The 16,998-nt window shown below is 53.6% G+C and carries 21 protein-coding genes; 9 read left to right on the top strand and 12 right to left on the bottom strand.

Annotated features, from left to right (window positions below; all coding sequences use genetic code 11):
- Positions 1 to 25: 25 nt before the first annotated feature.
- Together E0F26_RS04640 and E0F26_RS04635 are read left to right on the top strand one after the other, a co-directional pair.
- Positions 26 to 358, top strand: coding sequence for a hypothetical protein (locus E0F26_RS04640; protein ID WP_279242882.1), 333 nt, complete (start codon positions 26 to 28; stop codon positions 356 to 358).
- Positions 355 to 837, top strand: a complete 483-nt coding sequence (locus tag E0F26_RS04635; RefSeq protein ID WP_279242881.1) for a methylated-DNA--[protein]-cysteine S-methyltransferase — start codon at positions 355 to 357, stop codon at positions 835 to 837. Before E0F26_RS04640 ends, E0F26_RS04635 begins: the two co-directional genes overlap by 4 nt.
- Here the strand turns inward: E0F26_RS04635 and E0F26_RS04630 are convergent.
- Both E0F26_RS04630 and E0F26_RS04625 read right to left on the bottom strand, forming a co-directional pair.
- Complete coding sequence (locus E0F26_RS04630; RefSeq protein ID WP_279242880.1) at positions 834 to 1,061, bottom strand: YdcH family protein; 228 nt, start codon at positions 1,059 to 1,061, stop codon at positions 834 to 836. The two genes, E0F26_RS04635 and E0F26_RS04630, sit on opposite strands and share 4 nt — an antisense overlap.
- 62 nt (positions 1,062 to 1,123) lie before the next feature.
- Positions 1,124 to 2,020, bottom strand: coding sequence for a 3'(2'),5'-bisphosphate nucleotidase CysQ family protein (locus E0F26_RS04625; protein ID WP_279242879.1), 897 nt, complete (start codon positions 2,018 to 2,020; stop codon positions 1,124 to 1,126).
- 15 nt (positions 2,021 to 2,035) lie between these two features.
- On the opposite strand from E0F26_RS04625, the gene E0F26_RS04620 reads away from it, so the two are divergent.
- Both E0F26_RS04620 and E0F26_RS04615 read left to right on the top strand, forming a co-directional pair.
- On the top strand, positions 2,036 to 2,773 hold the full coding sequence (locus E0F26_RS04620) for an HAD family hydrolase (protein WP_279242878.1): 738 nt from the start codon (positions 2,036 to 2,038) through the stop codon (positions 2,771 to 2,773).
- Positions 2,773 to 3,159 carry an RNA-binding S4 domain-containing protein gene (locus tag E0F26_RS04615; protein ID WP_279242877.1) on the top strand — a complete coding sequence of 129 codons (387 nt, stop codon included), beginning with the start codon at positions 2,773 to 2,775 and terminating at the stop codon, positions 3,157 to 3,159. Before E0F26_RS04620 ends, E0F26_RS04615 begins: the two co-directional genes overlap by 1 nt.
- A gap of 14 nt (positions 3,160 to 3,173) precedes the next feature.
- Here the strand turns inward: E0F26_RS04615 and E0F26_RS04610 are convergent, their stop codons facing one another.
- A complete protein-coding gene (locus E0F26_RS04610; RefSeq protein ID WP_279242876.1) occupies positions 3,174 to 4,409 on the bottom strand; it encodes a GGDEF domain-containing protein in 1,236 nt (411 codons plus the stop codon).
- Positions 4,410 to 4,509: 100 nt separating this feature from the next.
- Between E0F26_RS04610 and E0F26_RS04605 the strand changes: the two genes are divergently transcribed.
- Genes E0F26_RS04605 through E0F26_RS04590 form a run of 4 tightly spaced genes read left to right on the top strand, consistent with a single transcriptional unit; the run spans position 4,510 to position 8,214 of the window.
- Entirely contained in the window at positions 4,510 to 5,190 is a 681-nt protein-coding gene (locus E0F26_RS04605) for a hypothetical protein (RefSeq protein ID WP_279242875.1), read from the top strand.
- 23 nt (positions 5,191 to 5,213) lie between these two features.
- Positions 5,214 to 7,136 (top strand): 1-deoxy-D-xylulose-5-phosphate synthase, encoded by a 1,923-nt coding sequence (gene dxs / locus E0F26_RS04600; protein ID WP_279242874.1) that lies wholly within the window; start codon positions 5,214 to 5,216, stop codon positions 7,134 to 7,136.
- On the top strand, positions 7,133 to 7,357 hold the full coding sequence (gene xseB / locus E0F26_RS04595; protein ID WP_279242873.1) for an exodeoxyribonuclease VII small subunit: 225 nt from the start codon (positions 7,133 to 7,135) through the stop codon (positions 7,355 to 7,357). Before dxs ends, xseB begins: the two co-directional genes overlap by 4 nt.
- Before the next feature lie 26 nt (positions 7,358 to 7,383).
- A complete protein-coding gene (locus E0F26_RS04590; RefSeq protein WP_279242872.1) occupies positions 7,384 to 8,214 on the top strand; it encodes a polyprenyl synthetase family protein in 831 nt (276 codons plus the stop codon).
- An 8-nt stretch (positions 8,215 to 8,222) separates the two neighbouring features.
- On the opposite strand, the gene E0F26_RS04585 is transcribed toward E0F26_RS04590, so the two are convergent.
- The 9 genes from E0F26_RS04585 to glyA are packed head-to-tail and all read right to left on the bottom strand — an operon-like array spanning position 8,223 to position 15,343.
- Complete coding sequence (locus E0F26_RS04585; protein ID WP_279242871.1) at positions 8,223 to 8,726, bottom strand: phosphatidylglycerophosphatase A family protein; 504 nt, start codon at positions 8,724 to 8,726, stop codon at positions 8,223 to 8,225.
- The gene (gene thiL, locus E0F26_RS04580; RefSeq protein ID WP_279242870.1) at positions 8,710 to 9,633 is read right to left on the bottom strand and encodes a thiamine-phosphate kinase; all 924 of its coding nucleotides are present in this window, start codon (positions 9,631 to 9,633) and stop codon (positions 8,710 to 8,712) included. The genes E0F26_RS04585 and thiL overlap by 17 nt, the downstream gene beginning before the upstream one ends.
- A gap of 25 nt (positions 9,634 to 9,658) precedes the next feature.
- Complete coding sequence (gene nusB, locus E0F26_RS04575) at positions 9,659 to 10,102, bottom strand: transcription antitermination factor NusB (protein WP_279242869.1); 444 nt, start codon at positions 10,100 to 10,102, stop codon at positions 9,659 to 9,661.
- A complete protein-coding gene (gene ribH / locus E0F26_RS04570) occupies positions 10,102 to 10,584 on the bottom strand; it encodes a 6,7-dimethyl-8-ribityllumazine synthase (RefSeq protein WP_279242868.1) in 483 nt (160 codons plus the stop codon). The genes nusB and ribH overlap by 1 nt, the downstream gene beginning before the upstream one ends.
- Before the next feature lie 32 nt (positions 10,585 to 10,616).
- Positions 10,617 to 11,729: a 3,4-dihydroxy-2-butanone-4-phosphate synthase gene (locus tag E0F26_RS04565; RefSeq protein WP_279242867.1), complete on the bottom strand. Its 1,113-nt coding sequence runs from the start codon at positions 11,727 to 11,729 to the stop codon at positions 10,617 to 10,619.
- Complete coding sequence (locus tag E0F26_RS04560; RefSeq protein WP_279242866.1) at positions 11,722 to 12,378, bottom strand: riboflavin synthase; 657 nt, start codon at positions 12,376 to 12,378, stop codon at positions 11,722 to 11,724. The genes E0F26_RS04565 and E0F26_RS04560 overlap by 8 nt, the downstream gene beginning before the upstream one ends.
- A gap of 36 nt (positions 12,379 to 12,414) precedes the next feature.
- Positions 12,415 to 13,578: a bifunctional diaminohydroxyphosphoribosylaminopyrimidine deaminase/5-amino-6-(5-phosphoribosylamino)uracil reductase RibD gene (ribD, locus tag E0F26_RS04555; RefSeq protein ID WP_279242865.1), complete on the bottom strand. Its 1,164-nt coding sequence runs from the start codon at positions 13,576 to 13,578 to the stop codon at positions 12,415 to 12,417.
- Positions 13,538 to 13,999, bottom strand: a complete 462-nt coding sequence (nrdR, locus tag E0F26_RS04550; protein ID WP_279242864.1) for a transcriptional regulator NrdR — start codon at positions 13,997 to 13,999, stop codon at positions 13,538 to 13,540. Before nrdR ends, ribD begins: the two co-directional genes overlap by 41 nt.
- 45 nt (positions 14,000 to 14,044) lie before the next feature.
- On the bottom strand, positions 14,045 to 15,343 hold the full coding sequence (gene glyA, locus E0F26_RS04545) for a serine hydroxymethyltransferase (protein WP_279242863.1): 1,299 nt from the start codon (positions 15,341 to 15,343) through the stop codon (positions 14,045 to 14,047).
- A 202-nt stretch (positions 15,344 to 15,545) separates the two neighbouring features.
- Between glyA and E0F26_RS04540 the strand changes: the two genes are divergently transcribed.
- Positions 15,546 to 16,889, top strand: coding sequence for a UDP-glucose dehydrogenase family protein (locus E0F26_RS04540; RefSeq protein ID WP_279242862.1), 1,344 nt, complete (start codon positions 15,546 to 15,548; stop codon positions 16,887 to 16,889).
- Positions 16,890 to 16,998 lie beyond the last annotated feature (109 nt).

The raw sequence follows: 16,998 nt of genomic DNA, 5'->3' as shown, positions 1-16,998 counted from the left end.
TTTCAGCGAGACCAAAGAAAATGGAATGACGATGTACCAGAAACTCCGTATCGCCTCGGCGGGCCTGGCCACGCTGGTGGGCGCCGCGCTGATCGGCAGGCTATGGCTTGTCGCATTGGATGCGGTGAGCTTGGGGAATGCAGTTCATGGTCTTGTCTTCTTACTCCTCGCACTGGGTCTGATTGGCTACCAGCGACTCAGCCTCGCCTTAACAATCCTCGCGTGTACGCCCGTCTTTTTTACAGGTACCACGCTGGACTCCGCGGGAGCCGTTGCAATGGGGCAGTATGTGCTCTTTAGCCTTTGCCTCATCTTGTTCGTCATTCACCCAAGATACCGAAAACGGGATGACGCGTGATCAGTAAAGTTATCGATAGCCCTATTGGGTACCTGCAATTAGTCGCCAACGACCATGCGCTCAGCGAGCTCAACTGGCCAGAACAACACACCCACGGGCTCGCACAGTCCAGCAAGCGCTCGAAAATCCTAGATCAGGCTGAAGAAGAACTAAGGCTTTACTTTGACGGTCAATTACACGTCTTTGATGTCCCACTCACGCCCACGGGAACCGCATTTCAACAACAGGTTTGGGCACGACTCGCCACCATTGAATGGGGTAAAACCTGTAGCTATAAAACGATCGCATTTGGAATAAACAAACCCACAGCAATGCGTGCCGTCGGCACGGCTATCGGCAAAAACCCGCTGCCTATTTTCATTCCCTGTCACAGAGTCGTGGGCAGCGATGGTTCACTCACGGGGTTTTCGGGTGGGATCAACGTAAAGCGCCTACTCCTTGCGCACGAGAGCAATCAGCGCAACCTCGCACTCGCTTAGGCGTCGATATCCGGTATTAGCTCGTCCTTCAGAGTCTCTATGGCGTCGCGCAACCTCAGCTTTTCCCGCTTTAATCGCCTAACATGAAGTTGATCGGCCAAAGGCTGGAGTTGCAAATCTATCAGCTCCCTGTCCAACCGACGGTGCCGCTCTTTTAAAATCGACAATCGCATCTGCGCAGGCATCGGCTCGTTCGCAGCAGGATGGTTTATCTCCACTCTCATGCGCAGGCTCCCCTAAGCACAACACAATAGCTTGCGAGTTTACGCGCTCGGGAGCCGAAGTGTTACCGGCCAGCAAAGATTATTTGCGCGAAATCGATCATTGGGTCGGCTGCCGCAACAAAAGGTTGAGCCAGAAGCGACTCGCGCTGGTTATAAAGAATCTGATGACCCTCTCTATCTGTCACCGACCCGCCAGCTGCACGCACCAGCGCGTCACCGGCGGCAACGTCCCACTCACTGCAGGGTGATGTCCGCGGGTAGACATCTGCAGCACCTGAGACAACATCACAAAACTTCACCGCACTGCCAGAATTCAGGCGATGGACCTCACCAAAGCTCCGGGTAAGACTGCTCATCAAAGCCTCCACGCGCTTTGGCGCATGGCGATGACTCGCGAGCATAACGAGCGGGTTAGGCGGAATATACGACTGCGTTTTGACAGCCCGACCGGAGAGCCCTTTGCCCTCCGAAAAGATGGCAGCGCCGTTTCCTACAATACCAACCCAATGTTCATGAAGGCAGGGAATAGAGATGATTCCCAACTCTGCCCGCCCGTCAATAACGAGCGAAACATTGATGGTAAATTGGTCTGTCTTCTCAATAAATTCTTTGGTGCCGTCGAGCGGATCAATTATCCAGCATGCCTTCCAGGAATGCCTCGTGGCAATCTCCTCTAAATTTGACTCTTCAGAAAGAACAGGGAGCCCGATGGCCATCGAGCGTAAATGTCCTGTAATGAGATGGTGCAGTGCTGTGTCCGCTTCGGTAAGTGGCGTCGAATCCCCCTTTTTTATGACATCCAACTCATCGGCTTTTCTGTAGTACTCTCGTGCGATGGCGGATGCCTCGTCCATAAGCCCTAATAAATCTGACAGCAGTGTTTGCTGCGTCATGTCACCGTGAGCCAGTAAGGTTTGGAGTTGGATGTTGCTATTTTGTTCAGACCACCACATAAGCATTGAGACTAACACCTGATGGATGAGCATGTAGCATCTGGAGGTGTCCAAATGGGAAGTGTGCCGCGGGTAGACTGGACAAAAGTTGACCACGTCTTACTCGACATGGATGGCACACTGCTTGATCTCGCGTTCGATAACGATTTCTGGGGACACCAAATTCATGCCCACTATGCTGCGCTGAACAAGTTAAGTTACGACGCGGTGGCGCACAAATTTGAACCCCTTTTTCGATCAGTGGAAGGCACACTATCGTGGTATTCAACCGATCATTGGAGTGAGCAATACGGCTTCGATTTGATTGCGCTGTCGCATCAATACAAAGCACAAATTCGGTGGCTAGATTACGCTGAGTCGTTTTTAAGCGGCTTGCGCGACCTGGGTATCCGAACCACGATACTGACCAATGCGCATCCGGATATTGTCACACTCAAAGATTCCGTTACGCGTATTCGTGATTGTGTGGACAGTGTCATCAGTAGCCATGAGATCGGTTACGCCAAGGAGCACGCTACATTTTGGAAGGAAGCGTTTTCGCTGGCGAACGTAACGCAGCATGACCTCGATAACGATCGTGTTATGTTTTTCGACGATTCAAGCCCCGTTTTAACCGCTGCCATTTCCGCCGGCATTCGATACTCCGTTATGATATGCGCTCCCGATAGCACGCGACCTCCTAAAATGCCTGCCACTCAGTACGCCATTAATAGTTTCAATGATATTTGGCCTCACGTAACCGTTGATACACGCCAATAATGGAGCGCCTCAGAGTTGATAAGTGGTTATGGGCTGCAAGGTTTTATAAGACGCGATCGATCGCCAAAGCGGCGATAGAGGGCGGTAAAGTTCATCTTGATGGGCAGCGAGTAAAAGTATCGCGCGAAATTACAATCGGCGAGCGCCTTGCGATAAAGCAAGGGTGGGAAGAAAAGGAAGTCATCGTAAAGTCACTCAGTGACCAACGAGGTCCCGCACCCGTCGCCCAAATGTTATACGAGGAAACGCCAGAGAGTGTCCAGCGGCGCGAACGTGAAGCGCAGGCAAGAAAAGCGGCGGGTGGCGCAATGGCACGCCCCGTACAAAAGCCCGGAAAGCATGAGCGCAAAGCGCTAGAAAAGCTTCGGAAACAGTTCGATCTGTAATTCAGCCTCGGGCGTTAAGCCGTTTTATCTGATGAGCCATTCGAGGCCAACTCACCGGCCGTGACGCGATTTCGACCCGACACCTTACTCTCATACATCGCATCATCCGCCGCTTGCAATATTTGATCGAACTCGAGATCCCAGTCCGGCACACAAGACACCACACCAATGGACACGGTGACATACTCCGCTGTGGGCGATTTCTCGTGGGAGATCCCGAGATTTGATACGCCTGCTCGTACCTTTTCAGCGATCTCGAGTGCAGCGGCTAGTCTCATTGTTGGGAAGAACATGGCGAATTCCTCTCCGCCCATACGAGCCGCAAACTCACCTGAGCGATTCGTCATCTCCAGCATGACAGTGGCTATCCGCTGGAGCACCTGGTCGCCCGCTGGGTGACCATAATTGTCGTTGTAGGCCTTGAAATGGTCCACGTCGAGAACGATCAACGACACCGGCAGCTGCGCCCGCTTCACCCTTCCCAATTCGTCGTTAATAATGATGTTCACGCCCCGCCGATTTCGAAGCCCTGTCATCTCGTCAATGGTCGCCTGCTGGGCCAACTGCTTTCGCGCATCTTGGAGTTGTAAATTTCGTGTCTTCAGACTGTCGGTCAAGGACGCTAAATCCTTGCTCATTGCCGCCCGCTCAAGACTAGTCTCGACCATTTCGGAGAACGATTTACTCATCCATTCACTGGTCACAATTAAAAAGGCCATCAGCGCAACCAGTAACACGGAGAAACCCGCGTTAAAGGGTCTTTCGTCAACCTGCCACGCTAGCCACATTGCGGTGGCTCCGAGAGAGAACACCAACTGTGCTAAGTAAGCGCTGCGTATCACCACCGAAACCGCAATATTGACGACCGAGATAATGGCGACGCACATGACGCATATATAAAAAATCAGGTCTGAGAGATAACTGTCCAGCGCAATAAGCGTCGCGGCCCAGATCGCACCGGTTACCAGAGAGTAAGCAACCAGCTCATTGAGTACCGTAGGGCGCTGGGAAAAGTGACGATTTGCTAGAAGCGTTTGATTTATCCGTCGAGACCACCAGAGATTAAGCACCAGTAAAGATATCGCCCACCCGACCAAGTAGACAGTCTCGACACTATAAAGTGCGGCTCCACCCAGGCCTACGATACCCAGAAGTTGAGTCCCCACTCCGGCATAACGTCCGCCTCGAAGCTGCAACTCGAGTTTTGCAGAAACGATTTGGTTATCTGGAATGCGACGTTGGTACAACATCGGCAAATCTACCCTTGCACTCTCTATACAGGTTACCGATTATGCACAACCTGGCCTGTTTGGCCTATCAGTCATTGATGATTTGAAAAGGTAAGTAAAAATGCTGAGGTTTGCGTGGGCGACTGCCCTTGCCACGTTGCTCGTGCTCGCCGTGAGACTCACCGTTTTTGATTCAAACCGTCAGTCCACCTCCTGTGAGGAGCTCGAATTGACGTTTGAGACGGCAGACTTTAACGAGTCACTGCCGGCGGGCCCCGCATTAATTATTGGCAATCAGCGCGTGCGCTACTGGACCAACCCCCTTGAGCCAATCAGGGACAGTGAAGTGATACGCCGGGCTGCAAAGGGCTTAAACCCCGATCGCATTGATCAGTGCTTTCCACGGCTTGTAGGCTATTATCAACCTTCGGCTGTCGTCATTCCTCTGGACACCTCATTTGCGAACGACATTGATCAGTCTGCGCTTTTCAAATCGTTGGAAGGCATCGTTGATCAACGATCTGAGTATTCATTGGACTTTGATTTGTGGGTCATTGCCCCTATAACGACGCCGCGTTTCGAGCGCACGAGCACGTCAGCTCTTGATGCTGTAAATGCGGCGGGAGCGGCCTGGGCATCGAACAAGTTCAATGTGCGCTGGCTCAATCTTCAGGCTAATTTCACTGATAAAGCAGGCAAGGCTGACAGTAAGTTAGTTTGGCCAGATGGCAACACACTTAACGACAAGGGATACGAAAGGTTGACTGAGGCCCTCGTCACGATTTCAAATGAGCGTAAATAATAATTTACAGGTATAGTGTCAAAATGAATTTTGATCAGCTGCCAACGGAAGTTCCGCATACACCGGTCCTCGACCGAGTAGATGTCACACCTGAAGCCATCTCATCGCTGACAAGCGACGAGTTGGTTCAGTTGGCTAACGAGTTACGCGAGTTCTTGCTTTACTCGGTATCTACCACCGGTGGCCACTTTGGCGCAGGCTTAGGCGTTGTTGAGTTAACCATTGCCCTACATCACGTCTTTAACACGCCGGACGACCGGATTGTTTGGGACGTTGGGCACCAATGTTATCCCCACAAAGTATTGACCGGGCGCCGAGGGCGCATGCCTTCCATGCGTCAAAAAGGTGGGTTAAGCGGCTTCCCTAAACGCAGTGAAAGCGAGTTTGATACCTTTGGCGTTGGTCATTCATCAACGAGTATTTCTGCGGCTATGGGTATGGCGCTTGCTGCAAGACAACAGGGAATAGATCGTAAGGTCGTTGCCGTTATCGGCGACGGGGCGATTACCGGAGGCATGGCATTTGAAGCCTTGGCACACGCCGGTCACGAGCGGCCAAATATGCTGCTCATTCTGAATGACAACCAAATGTCGATCGGGCACAACACAGGCGGTCTCGCCAGCTATTTTGCAAGAATTTGGGCGACGCAAACCTATCTCACTCTGCGTGAGACCTCCAAAAAATTACTGGAGCATGTCAAGCCAGCCTGGGATCTCGCCAAGCGAACCGAAGAGCACATGAAAGGCATGGTGGCGCCCGGTACGCTGTTTGAAGAGCTTGGCTGGCACTATATCGGCCCGCTAGATGGGCACGACCTACCTTCACTAGTCGAGGTTCTCAAACGTGTATCCTCGCTCAGCGGTCCCCAGATCCTGCATATTCGAACAATCAAGGGTAAGGGCTTTACGCCGGCCGAAGAGGATCCTATCGGCTATCACGCCTTAGGCAAGATCGAGCCTAAGAAAGAAAAGGCTGAAGAGGCCGTGACGCCCGCACCAAAGCCTCCAAAATATCAGGATGTCTTCGGACAATGGCTCTGTGATACGGCTGAAATCGATTCTCGCCTCGCTGGAATCACGCCAGCAATGTGCGAAGGCTCAGGGATGGTTAATTTCGCCAAGCAGTATCCGGACCGTTATTTCGACGTCGCCATTGCCGAACAACACGCGGTAACGCTCGCTGCCGGCATGGCTTGCGATGGGGTTAAGCCGGTCGTTGCTATCTATTCAACGTTCTTGCAACGCGGCTACGATCAGTTAATACATGACGTTGCCCTGCAAAATTTAGACGTGACCTTCGCCATCGACCGAGCAGGTCTTGTCGGACAAGACGGCGCAACACACCACGGTGCGTTCGACTTAAGTTACATGCGGTGCATCCCTAATTTAATCATTGCCGCGCCGAGTAATGAAAATGATTGCAGGCAGTTGTTAGTAAGTGCTTACAACCATCCAGGCCCCTCAGCTGTAAGATACCCTCGTGGCGAGGGCATTGGTGTTCGAATGGAACCCGAGCTAAACGGGCTGGAAATCGGTAAGGGCGAAATCGTTCGACAAGGGTCTGGTACGGCTATCGTGAATTTTGGCGTGATGCTTACCGAAGCCCTAAAAGCGGGAGACGCACTGGATGCGACGGTCGCGGATATGCGGTGGGTCAAGCCACTCGATACGGCTCTCCTCGACGCGCTTGCCGCCTCCCACGACGTGTTGATAACAGTCGAAGAGAATGCACTCGCCGGTGGAGCCGGTAGTGCTGTCACAGAGTACTTCTCAGAATGTGGTGTGAACTGCGAAGTTCGCCACATTGCTATCGATGATCGGTTTATTGACCACGCTGGACAGGGCGAAACTCGGACAGATGCAGGTCTGACGGCCGAGGATATTCTCAAAAAAGCATCTCCGGCTTCGGCTAGACTTCACGCTCAAACGGCAGCGGTAGCATTATGAGCAACGATCTAAGCGAGACGTCGAGCGGAACAAAAAAGCTCAGCGAACAAATTGACGAGCTCACGACTATTGTTAAAAAGCTCGAGGATCCAACCATCGAGCTAGAGGATGCCTTGGCCGTTTACGAGGCGGGTATGAAGATCGCCAAAGCGGCGCAAGCGGCGCTCGAAGATGCTGAGCAACGCATCGAAACTGTTTCAGCCGCCCACTCAGATTCCTGACACGGTTAATAGATAAGCCTCAACGCATGGCGCTGTCATCAAACATAGTCTGTAGCGACCCGGCCCTTGAGGCGGCCCTGGCTTATGCACTTGCCAATCCCGGGAAGCAGTTGAGAAGTCGGCTGTGCCGCGAAACGGCCACCATGGTGAGCGGTGAAGCCATGCAGAGTGCAACGAGAGTGGGCGAAGCCATCGAGTGTCTGCATACTTACTCACTCATCCATGACGACCTTCCGTCTATGGATAACGATGATCTCAGACGAGGAAAACCCACTGTTCACAGGGCGTTTGATGAAGCCACGGCCATCCTTGTCGGCGATGGGCTTCAAGCGTTTGCCTTCGAGTGGGTGTCCGAGACCGACGGCCTGTCTGATACCCAGAAAATAAAGCTCGTGAAACTCCTTAGTAAGTCCGTCGGCTTTGATGGCATGGTTGGCGGACAGGCCATGGATATTGCGGCTGAGGGTAAATCCCTCGATGTCTCGGCTTTAAAAGAGGTCCACCTGCGAAAGACAGGCGCACTTATTGAAGCCTCTGTCCTTGCCGGCGCCATTTGCGGTGAAGCAAACGCAGGCCAAATCGAAGCACTTGGTCGCTTCTCGCGAAATATTGGACTCGCCTTCCAAGTTATGGACGACGTGTTGGACGTGACCGCATCTTCCGAGACGCTGGGGAAAACCGCCGGGAAGGACATTGCCGCGGATAAATCGACCTACGTTGCTTGCATGGGTGTTGATGCAGCGAGTGCCTATGCGAACGACCTTCTCAATGAGGCACTGGCGTTGCTTTCCCCCTTCGGCCAAGCCGCAGACGCGTTAAGCGCTCTCAGTAAACTGCTGGTACATCGCAAAAACTAAGCGCCAGCTCACATGACCAGCAAGGCGTAGGCAAAATAGTTGCCAGCCAAAAATAAGACGGCAAGCAGTGCGGCAACCACGTCATCCAACATAACGCCGAATCCACCTTGAACCCTGCTATCGACCCAGCCAACAGGCCACGGCTTGGCTATGTCGAAAAGCCTGAAGCCTAAAAAGCTCAGCACAAGCAGCAACATCACATCGATCAGCCCAGGCAGGAAGGCCTCAAGTAAGACCACAACCAGGCACTGCCCTACCACCTCGTCAATGACAATGAGCTTAGCGTCGTGACTGCCTAAGTCCGCCTCAACAGCGTTTGACGCCAAGACCCCGATAACAAAGATAACGGCGATGACAAAGAGCGCTGCCTCGAGTGAAAGCGACAATAAACCAAACGCGAGCGGTAATGCCGCTAGACTACCTAGCGTGCCGGGCGCAACGGGGAAGAGACCCACTCCAAAAAACGTGGCCAGAAAAAATGAAAACTTAAATCGCTTAGTGGAAGTGGTCATAGCCGCCTCTTTTTAGTACACCATCACACAGAACACCTTCTCCGGCTTCAGCGAACCCTATAACGGTGCAATGATCAGGCACGGACACTGATTCGGGCAGCGTAAAGAGCAACTCAAAATCCTCGCCACCGGTCAGAGCAAGCTCAATCGCGCGCGCGCGCCCCACACTCGCAACAAGCTCGGTTGAGAGAGGGATTAGAGCGCTATCAATTACGAGCTTACAACCGCTGGCATTGGCGATATGGGTAGCATCGGCAAGCAATCCATCTGAAATATCGATGCAACTTGTCGCCTGTGCCCGCAGGCGCTCGCCAAGTTCAATTCGCGATGCCGGCCGGCTGAACCGGGAGAGCAGGTATTCTTGATCCTCAAAGTCGATGTCCAAACCTCGTTCGTTGCCTTGGAGCATCGATAATCCGAACGTAGAATCTCCCAACGACCCACTGACACACACAAGATCAGTCGGACGTGCGCCGGACCGAAGTAGCTTTTGCCCCTCAGGGCACTGACCCATTACGGTTAGGGTCATTGAGAGAAGTCCGCGTGTGGTGTCACCCCCAATCAATGGGAGATTGAAGTCACGGCTTGCGCTAGCTAGCCCCTGAGAAAAGCCGTGTAACCACAGCGAGTCGTGCTCGGGTAGCGAAATGGCCAGGGTCATCCCTAACGGACTCGCCCCCATCGCAGCGAGATCGCTCGCGGCAGCCGCGACCGCCTTGTACGCAATATCCTCGGGAAATAAATCCTCGGGGAAATGAACACCTGCGGCCGAGGTATCAGTAGAAACCAAAAGCTCGAACCCGTCATCGACGCGCAGTGCTGCTGCGTCATCGCCTACCGACAGTCGAACATTTTCACCTGCACCCAGCGACGAAAAATAGTGAGTGATAATATCGAACTCACTCATCAGTGCAGATCATCATAAGCAAAGCCTAGGCGTCAGAGAGCTCGTGAGGTCTGAGAGAGAGACCCACATGGTCAAGAACACCGTTTACGTAGCGATAGGAGTCGGTGGCACCAAACTTTTTCGCAAGGGACACCGTCTCGTTCAAGGTTACCTTTGCCGGTACATCGATACGCTCGAGTAGCTCAAAGGTACCCAGGCGCAGTAAATTGCGCTCGATACAGTCAAGCACCTCTAACTCGCGATCAAGGAAGGGGACAAATAACGCATCGAGCTCTTCGGCTCGCTCCGTTATCCCCACCAACAGCTCGTTGAAGTACTCGATATCGACATTGCTAAAGTCATTGTCGGTACGAAATTCAGCCTCGATCGAAAAGGGCGTCGCTCCCGTCATAGACCATTGATAGAGTGCTTGAACGCAGAAATGCCGCGCCCGCCGGCGCTGCGCGGCAAGAACATTAATGGCTGTCATTAGTTGTTTAATTCACCAAGCAAACTGACCATTTCGAGTGCACTCGTGGCCGCTTCTGCGCCTTTATTCCCGGCTTTTGTACCAGAGCGCTCGATGGCTTGCTCAATGGAGTCGACGGTTAACACACCAAACGCAATGGGAATACCCGAGTCGAGCGATACTTGCGCGATGCCTTTCGTACATTCGCCAGCAACGTGCTCGAAGTGAGGTGTTCCACCACGGATGACAGCACCGAGCGCAATAATGGCGTCGACATCGCCACGCTTGGCAACGGCCTGACACACAAGTGGAATCTCAAAGGCACCAGGTGCGCGAACGATGTGTAACTGATCCTCACTCACACCGTGACGCTTTAGCGTATCGATTGCACCTTCAAGTAAGTGCTCGACGACAAAGCTGTTCCAGCGTCCAACCACTAAGGCAAACTTTCCAGAAACACCGTGAAGCTGACCTTCGGTTGTAGCAATTGTTTGTGATGCCATTTCTCTTCTCCTCGTCACGCGCTTAGCGCGGCTTATGGCTCTATAAACTCAACGACTTCAAGCCCGAAGCCCTCGAGCGCATTGTACTTTACTGGCGACCCCATGAGGCGGATTTTACCAACGCCTAAGTCGCGCAAGATTTGCGCCCCCATACCTACTTGCGAATAACCCACGGAACGCTGCTGCGAATCATCTACTGTTTCGCGACCTAATACCGCGTCCACTTGGGCTAAGAGCTCACCATCTGTCTCGTCTTTATTGATGAAGACCACGACACCCGAACCCTCTTCACTCACTCGGACCAAGCTTTCTTGAATAGACCAGGAAGCGCGATCTGGCGCCGATATCGACATCAAATCTCTCAGTGCGGATGTGGTATGCACGCGCACGATAGTCGGCCTATCAGCCTCAATATCGCCGCTACTCAACGCCATGTGGACATGACCTTGGGTGCTCTCCTGATACACGGAAAGCAAGAACTCGCCGTGCCCTGTTTGCACCTTACCACTGCGAATTAAATCGACGGTTCGCGAGTGATTTAGGCGGTAATCGACAAGGTCCGTTACTCGGCCAACTGTCAGCTCATGCTTTTCAGCGAAGTCTACCAACGCCTCGGCGTTGGCCATCTCACCTTTTGCATCAAGCACCTCGGCAAAAACTGCTGCAGGTGTAAGACCCGCAAGCGAGGCGAGATCAACACCCGCCTCCGCTGCACCCGTGCGAATGAGAACACCGCCCGAGAGCGTCGCTACAGGAAAAATATGACCCGGCTGAACCAGATCTGAGGGTTTGGCATCGGCTGCGACCGCTACTCTCACGGTCCGCGCTCTATCCACCGCCGAGATACCCGTATCAATGCCGGTACTTGCCTCGATGGATAACTTGACCGCTCCGGACGTCGCGGGATCCACCATGGGCGGCAAATTGAGTTGCTCGCAACGCTCCTCTGTCAACGCGAGGCTCACAAGACCCCTCGCCTTTCGTGCCATGAAGGTGATGTCATCGGGCTCACAGTACTCAGCTGCCATCGCGACAACACCTGTTTGCTCACCATCACTTTGGTCGAGCACTAATAAGACCTTACGACCGCGCCTGAATTCGCTGATCAACTGATCAGCGGACGCTGGAGGAACTGAATCAATCACTGCGATACCCCGCATTTTTGAGGGTGTCTAGAGTAACGCCCTCACTAGATGGCACAACACCTGATTGCAGCAGACGCTCTAAATATCGCGCAATAATGTCTACTTCGAGATTCACCTCAGTACCGACTGCATAATGACTGAAAACTGTCTCTTCCCACGTCTGTGGAATGATATTCAAATCAAACCGAGAACCTTCTACCGAATTGACGGTCAGACTGGTTCCATCGATACAAATACTGCCCTTTTGAGCAATATACTTCGCTAGATTTGCAGGTGCCTCGATAGTAACGCGCCATGACCGGGCGTCTCGAGCCAACGCGACGACTTTACCCAAACCGTCGACATGGCCGCTTACCAAATGCCCGCCCAAAGCGGTTGTCGGGGTTAACGACTTTTCAAGATTCACCGCGCTGCCCACTTTGATTCCTTTAAGCGAGGTGAGGGAGAGGGTTTCGTTAGAAACATCAGCCCAGTAGCCATCACCGGGAAGCTCTGTCACCGTCAAGCAGACGCCGTTTGTCGCAATGCTGTCGCCCAACTGAACGTCGGCAAGCGGCAGCTTCCCCGTCTTGATTCTGAGTTTGACATCGCCATCCGCAGGCTCAATAGCAGCCACCTCCCCTACGGATTGAATGATTCCGGTAAACATAGTCGTCTCTCTCTATAGCGGTATCGGGGCGCCGGCCTAGCTGTCTTGTGCCGCGCGCATGATAATACGCAAGTCATCACCGATCAGCTCGTGACCCGTAACTGAGTATCTTGGGGCGTCACTGAGCTTTTTAAAGACTGCGGCGTGTGCCGGTCTCGCATCGGCGCCCAACATTGTAGGTGCCATGTAAATCAACCACCGATCAATAAGGTCCGCCTGCTGCAGCGCGCCTACTAATGTGGGGCCCGCCTCAACCAGGATCTCATTCGCTCCTTTATCACCAAGTAGTTTAAAGACGGCCTTTAAATCGACGCCTTTTTCTTGGGCATCAAGAGGAATGTAGCTCACGGAGCTTGGCATATCCGTTGACGCTTGTGCGTCGGAACGGACGAAGAGGAAAGTGGGGGTGTCACCACTGACCACCTTGGCGTCGTGGGTAATCGTCGCTGAAGAATCCACTACGGCACGCGCTGTGGGCTTAGCCAGCGCGCGTTGCCAGTCGGCCTCTGAGAGTCGGTTCTCACATTGGCGCAAGGTCAACGCACAGTCATCGGCCATCACGGTACCGCTGCCGGTTAAAATGACATCGCTCTCCGCACGCCACGCCTGAACATCTGCGCGGGCCGCGGCCCCCGTAATCCACTGACTTTCACCCGAGGCCATCGCCGATCGACCATCGGCTGATATTGCCATTTTAACCGTTACCCTGCCCCAGCCGCGTGACAGGCGGAGAAAGAAGCCTTTGAGTTCATCGTGCGCCTGCGCCTCAAGCACCCCGGTCGTAACATCGATACCTGCTGACTCAAGCTTGGCAACCCCTTTACCCGCCACGCGCGGATCGGGGTCAACACAACTAAGCACCACGCGCACGATACCTGCGCCGATCAAGGCATCAACGCAGGGGCCCGTATGCCCGGTGTGCGAACAGGGCTCCAATGTAACGTAGGCAGTAGCACCGACTGCATCGTCTATCTGCGAAAGTGCATGTATCTCTGCATGCTGCTGCCCGGTAGGGTGCGTAAAGCCCGCTGCCAGTAGCGCGTCATCTCTTACGATTACGCACCCCACAGCGGGGTTAGGGGCTGACCATACGCGCGCCTGGCGACCTACTTTGATCGCCTCTGCCATCCACTTTTCGTCTGAATGGCGCATGGCGATGTCAGCCCTGAGGATCTGCTTCGAGCGAGGCAATCGCGTCACGAAACTCCGAGAGGTCTTCAAAGCTTCTGTAGACTGACGCGAACCGAACGTAGGCAACCTGATCGAGACGTTTTAACGCTTCCATCACCAACTCACCAACGGCCCGCGAGTCGATCTCTCGCTCCCCCGTCGCTCTGAGCCGATTTTTGATTTGGCCCAACTCGCTCTCAACTGCCTCGACCGCAACGGGACGCTTCTCGAGCGCTCGCTGCAAACCTGAGCGTAGCTTTTCTTCATCAAAGGGCTCACGACTGCCGTCTTGCTTGATCACACGAGGCAGTACAAGCTCAGCGGCTTCATAGGTTGTGAAACGCTCACGACAATTAACACACTCACGACGCCTGCGGACCTGGCCGCCATCGGCGACCAATCGAGAGTCGATGACCTTCGTGTCATCGGCACCACAAAATGGACAAAACATCGCTCTTAACCCTCTTTACTATTTTTGTTATGAGTTTTTGAGGTGTCAGTCGGCGTAAACTGGGAAGCGCGCGCAGAGTGCTTTCACTTTCTCGCGCACGCTATCGATGACTGACTCGGAGTCACTCGACTCCAAACCCTCAAGCACATCGCAGATCCAATGTGTCATCGCCTGAGTTTCCTCATCCCCAAAGCCGCGGGTTGTGATCGCAGGCGTTCCCAGTCTGAGACCTGAGGTAACAAAGGGTGAGCGGGGATCATTGGGCACTGCATTTTTATTCACCGTAATGTAAGCACGACCGAGCGCCGCGTCCGCGTCCTTGCCGGTGTACTCTTTGTCCCGTAGGTCGAGCAACATTAAGTGGTTGTCTGTTCCGCCCGACACCAGATTAAAGCCGCGACGCGTAAATGTCTCTGCCATCACTTTCGCATTGCGAACCACTTGGTGCTGGTAATCGACAAAAGCAGGATCCATCGCTTCTTTAAAGGCAACGGCCTTCGCTGCAATGGCGTGCATAAGCGGACCGCCCTGTGCGCCAGGGAAAATGGCCGAGTTCAGTTTCTTGTGTAGTGCTTCGTTGGGACCGGCCAGAATCAAACCGGAACGCGGACCACGCAGGGTCTTGTGGGTCGTCGTCGTAACCACATCAGCGTGTGGGATAGGACTTGGATAAACACCCGCTGCCACGAGGCCCGCCACATGAGCCATATCGACCAAAAGGTAAGCACCAACGGCATCGGCGATTTCTCGAAATTTACCCCAGTCCATAATGCGGCTATACGCACTAAAACCACCGATAATCAGCTTGGGGCGGTGCTCGAGCGCCATCGCCATCAGCTGGTCGTAGTCGACTTCACCCGTTGTGTTGTCGATACCGTACTGAACTGCGTTATAAATTTTTCCCGAAAAATTAACGCCCGCACCGTGTGTGAGGTGTCCACCATCGGCAAGGCTCATCCCCATGACGGTGTCACCGGGCTCCAGAAGCGCGTGGAACACAGCAATATTCGCGCTCGATCCTGAGTGCGGCTGCACGTTAGCGTAATCGGCGCCAAATAAGGCTTTAGCGCGCTCAATAGCCAGCACCTCAGCGCGATCAACGAATTCACAGCCACCGTAATAGCGCTTACCAGGATACCCTTCTGCGTATTTATTGGTCAGCACACTGCCTTGCGCCTCGAGAACACGTGGGCTTGCATAGTTCTCTGAGGCAATGAGTTCAATATGCTCTTCCTGACGCTGCGTCTCGAGCGTCATCGCATCCCAGAGCTCGCTATCAAATGATGAGATGGTTTGCTCGGATGAGTAACCGTGACCGGATGGCGTCTTCGCAGCCTGATTCATGGGGTTTTTCTCCTGGGAAAGGTGCGCACCACAACGCGCGCAATCGACGATGTGGGGATGATAGCGCAGCTGACCACAGCATGCAGTGGAATCGGGAGTTTTACCGACAGTTATCGCGGTGGGGCCTTTCCTACTGTCACATTTTTGACATATAAATGTCATATCCCTAGTTAATGATGTCCCCGCGTGAGGGAAAAAGCATATGCGAATCAGTATTTTTGGAAGTGGCTATGTTGGCTTGGTGCAAGCTTCGGTGTTTGCCGATGTAGGCCACCGCGTCATTTGCATGGATATTGACGAAAGCCGGGTTCAGCGATTGCGGGAGGGTAGCGTCCCCTTTTTTGAGCCAGGCCTCAGCAATATGGTCCTTAAAGCAGTCGATGAAGGCCTGCTGACCTTCACGAGCGATACGCAAGAGGCCGTGCAGGACAGCGACTTCCTTTTCATCTGCGTTGGCACACCGTCAGGGGACGATGGCAGTGCTGACCTCACCTATGTGATGAGTGTTGCAGACGGCATTGCCGAATACATAAATGGTCGTAAAGTTGTTGTTAACAAATCCACGGTGCCTGTCGGCACAGCCGATGCGGTAACAGCGCGTATTCAACAAGGCTTAAAAACGCACGGACACGACCATCCATTTGAGGTTTGCTCGAACCCAGAGTTCTTAAAAGAAGGTTCCGCCGTTAGCGACGCGAAAAGCCCTGATCGCATTATTGTCGGGGCGCACTCGGAGGACACCAAGGCTGATTTTAAGCGCATGTACGCCGCCTTTAACCGAAATCGCGACAAGCTCATGTTCATGGACCCTCGAAGCGCCGAGCTCACTAAGTATGCCGCCAACGCGATGCTTGCGACGAAGATCAGCTTCATCAATGAGATCGCCAATATCGCGGAAGCCGTTGGGGCCGACGTCGAACTGGTGAGACAAGGCATGGGGTCGGATCCTCGAATTGGCTACCAGTTCATTTACCCAGGTGCGGGCTACGGCGGGTCTTGCTTCCCAAAAGACGTGAGAGCGCTTAAGCATCTCGCGCAATCCGAGGGCTGTCAGGCGTCGATTTTGACCGCGGTCCACGACACAAATCAGCGCCAGAAGAACAAGCTCGCTGAACGTGTCATGGAACGCCTAGGGGCTAATCTTGAGGGTAAAACCATCGCTGTCTGGGGCTTAGCCTTTAAACCCAACACGGATGACATGCGTGAGGCACCCAGCCGCTTTTTACTTGAGAATATTTGGTCCTGCGGCGGTAACGTTCGTGCCTTTGATCCTGAGGCGATGGACGCCTGCCACGCACTTTATGGTGATCGCGAGGACATAACTTACGTGGACTCTAAGGACGAGGCACTGGAAGGGGCTGACTGCCTCGTTGTGTGCACAGAGTGGCGTACGTTTTGGTCACCTGATTTTGAGGCCATCAAAGCCGCGCTCAATAATCCCATTATCGTCGATGGCCGCAACCTCTACGATCCATACTATTTAGCCAGTATAGGCATCGAATACTACGGGATTGGCCGCGGGCTATCGGTGACTCAGTACGCGTAAGCGGCGAAATCTACCCGATCACTCCTAGGCAAACACCGTGCACACGCACAACCACGCGTGCCGCATTTTTATAGGTGTGAGCGGGAGCTCCCGGTCCAAGTCGCAGGCC

Origin of the sequence: Candidatus Paraluminiphilus aquimaris, assembly GCF_026230195.1 — a bacterium.
Lineage (GTDB): Bacteria > Pseudomonadota > Gammaproteobacteria > Pseudomonadales > Halieaceae > Luminiphilus > Luminiphilus aquimaris.
This window is presented reverse-complemented; position numbering and strand designations above follow the sequence as displayed.

What these genes read in the sequence shown, in the direction of transcription:
- E0F26_RS04640 (WP_279242882.1), top strand. Translation starts at nt 26, where the DNA reads ATGACGATGTACCAGAAACTCCGTATCGCCTCGGCGGGCCTGGCCACG.
- E0F26_RS04630 (WP_279242880.1), bottom strand. Translation starts at nt 1,061, where the DNA reads ATGAGAGTGGAGATAAACCATCCTGCTGCGAACGAGCCGATGCCTGCG.
- E0F26_RS04625 (WP_279242879.1), bottom strand. Translation starts at nt 2,020, where the DNA reads ATGCTTATGTGGTGGTCTGAACAAAATAGCAACATCCAACTCCAAACC.
- E0F26_RS04620 (WP_279242878.1), top strand. Translation starts at nt 2,036, where the DNA reads ATGGATGAGCATGTAGCATCTGGAGGTGTCCAAATGGGAAGTGTGCCG.
- E0F26_RS04615 (WP_279242877.1), top strand. Translation starts at nt 2,773, where the DNA reads ATGGAGCGCCTCAGAGTTGATAAGTGGTTATGGGCTGCAAGGTTTTAT.
- E0F26_RS04610 (WP_279242876.1), bottom strand. Translation starts at nt 4,409, where the DNA reads ATGTTGTACCAACGTCGCATTCCAGATAACCAAATCGTTTCTGCAAAA.
- E0F26_RS04605 (WP_279242875.1), top strand. Translation starts at nt 4,510, where the DNA reads ATGCTGAGGTTTGCGTGGGCGACTGCCCTTGCCACGTTGCTCGTGCTC.
- dxs (WP_279242874.1), top strand. Translation starts at nt 5,214, where the DNA reads ATGAATTTTGATCAGCTGCCAACGGAAGTTCCGCATACACCGGTCCTC.
- xseB (WP_279242873.1), top strand. Translation starts at nt 7,133, where the DNA reads ATGAGCAACGATCTAAGCGAGACGTCGAGCGGAACAAAAAAGCTCAGC.
- E0F26_RS04590 (WP_279242872.1), top strand. Translation starts at nt 7,384, where the DNA reads ATGGCGCTGTCATCAAACATAGTCTGTAGCGACCCGGCCCTTGAGGCG.
- E0F26_RS04585 (WP_279242871.1), bottom strand. Translation starts at nt 8,726, where the DNA reads ATGACCACTTCCACTAAGCGATTTAAGTTTTCATTTTTTCTGGCCACG.
- thiL (WP_279242870.1), bottom strand. Translation starts at nt 9,633, where the DNA reads ATGAGTGAGTTCGATATTATCACTCACTATTTTTCGTCGCTGGGTGCA.
- nusB (WP_279242869.1), bottom strand. Translation starts at nt 10,102, where the DNA reads ATGACAGCCATTAATGTTCTTGCCGCGCAGCGCCGGCGGGCGCGGCAT.
- ribH (WP_279242868.1), bottom strand. Translation starts at nt 10,584, where the DNA reads ATGGCATCACAAACAATTGCTACAACCGAAGGTCAGCTTCACGGTGTT.
- E0F26_RS04560 (WP_279242866.1), bottom strand. Translation starts at nt 12,378, where the DNA reads ATGTTTACCGGAATCATTCAATCCGTAGGGGAGGTGGCTGCTATTGAG.
- nrdR (WP_279242864.1), bottom strand. Translation starts at nt 13,999, where the DNA reads ATGTTTTGTCCATTTTGTGGTGCCGATGACACGAAGGTCATCGACTCT.
- glyA (WP_279242863.1), bottom strand. Translation starts at nt 15,343, where the DNA reads ATGAATCAGGCTGCGAAGACGCCATCCGGTCACGGTTACTCATCCGAG.
- E0F26_RS04540 (WP_279242862.1), top strand. Translation starts at nt 15,546, where the DNA reads ATGCGAATCAGTATTTTTGGAAGTGGCTATGTTGGCTTGGTGCAAGCT.